Source organism: Pseudomonas sp. 22515, from assembly GCF_052044625.1.
Lineage (GTDB): Bacteria > Pseudomonadota > Gammaproteobacteria > Pseudomonadales > Pseudomonadaceae > Aquipseudomonas > Aquipseudomonas alloputida.
This window is the reverse complement of the sequence record NZ_JBQENN010000061.1, coordinates 1-1698: the sequence shown is the minus strand read 5'-3', so window position 1 is coordinate 1698 and position 1698 is coordinate 1. Positions and strand designations below refer to the sequence as shown.

Here is a 1698-nt window from a genome sequence, read left to right as displayed (position 1 = left end):
TATGATGATGCGGTAGAGGAGCGTTCTGTAAGCCTGTGAAGGTGAGTTGAGAAGCTTGCTGGAGGTATCAGAAGTGCGAATGCTGACATGAGTAACGACAATGCGAGTGAAAAACTCGCACGCCGAAAGACCAAGGTTTCCTGCGCAACGTTAATCGACGCAGGGTTAGTCGGTCCCTAAGGCGAGGCTGAAAAGCGTAGTCGATGGAAAACAGGTTAATATTCCTGTACTTCCAGTTATTGCGATGGAGGGACGGAGAAGGTTAGGCCAGCCTGGCGTTGGTTGTCCAGGTTTAAGGTGGTAGGCTGAAATCTTAGGCAAATCCGGGATTTCAAGGCCGAGAGCTGATGACGAGTTGCCTTTAGGCGACGAAGTGGTTGATACCATGCTTCCAAGAAAAGCTCCTAAGCTTCAGATAACTGGGAACCGTACCCCAAACCGACACAGGTGGTTAGGTAGAGAATACCAAGGCGCTTGAGAGAACTCGGGTGAAGGAACTAGGCAAAATGGCACCGTAACTTCGGGAGAAGGTGCGCCGGCGAGGGTGAAGGACTTGCTCCGTAAGCCCATGCCGGTCGAAGATACCAGGCCGCTGCGACTGTTTATTAAAAACACAGCACTCTGCAAACACGAAAGTGGACGTATAGGGTGTGACGCCTGCCCGGTGCCGGAAGGTTAATTGATGGGGTTAGCGCAAGCGAAGCTCTTGATCGAAGCCCCGGTAAACGGCGGCCGTAACTATAACGGTCCTAAGGTAGCGAAATTCCTTGTCGGGTAAGTTCCGACCTGCACGAATGGCGTAACGATGGCGGCGCTGTCTCCACCCGAGACTCAGTGAAATTGAAATCGCTGTGAAGATGCAGTGTATCCGCGGCTAGACGGAAAGACCCCGTGAACCTTTACTATAGCTTTGCACTGGACTTTGAATTTGCTTGTGTAGGATAGGTGGGAGGCTTTGAAGTGGGGACGCCAGTTCTCATGGAGCCATCCTTGAAATACCACCCTGGCAACTTTGAGGTTCTAACTCAGGTCCGTTATCCGGATCGAGGACAGTGTATGGTGGGTAGTTTGACTGGGGCGGTCTCCTCCCAAAGAGTAACGGAGGAGTACGAAGGTGCGCTCAGACCGGTCGGAAATCGGTCGTAGAGTATAAAGGCAAAAGCGCGCTTGACTGCGAGACAAACACGTCGAGCAGGTACGAAAGTAGGTCTTAGTGATCCGGTGGTTCTGTATGGAAGGGCCATCGCTCAACGGATAAAAGGTACTCCGGGGATAACAGGCTGATACCGCCCAAGAGTTCATATCGACGGCGGTGTTTGGCACCTCGATGTCGGCTCATCACATCCTGGGGCTGAAGCCGGTCCCAAGGGTATGGCTGTTCGCCATTTAAAGTGGTACGCGAGCTGGGTTTAGAACGTCGTGAGACAGTTCGGTCCCTATCTGCCGTGGACGTTTGAGATTTGAGAGGGGCTGCTCCTAGTACGAGAGGACCGGAGTGGACGAACCTCTGGTGTTCCGGTTGTCACGCCAGTGGCATTGCCGGGTAGCTATGTTCGGAAGAGATAACCGCTGAAAGCATCTAAGCGGGAAACTTGCCTCAAGATGAGATCTCACTGGGATCTTGAATCCCCTAAAGGGCCGTCGAAGACTACGACGTTGATAGGTTGGGTGTGTAAGCGCTGTGAGGCGTTGAGCTAA

1 rRNA gene (only partly in view) is annotated in these 1698 nt (G+C 52.7%); it reads left to right on the top strand.

Annotation, left to right across the window (positions count from 1 at the left end):
• A 23S ribosomal RNA gene (locus tag ACTJJN_RS26830) occupies positions 1 to 1698 on the top strand; its annotated part reaches 1156 nt to the left of the window's first position; the annotation flags it as partial.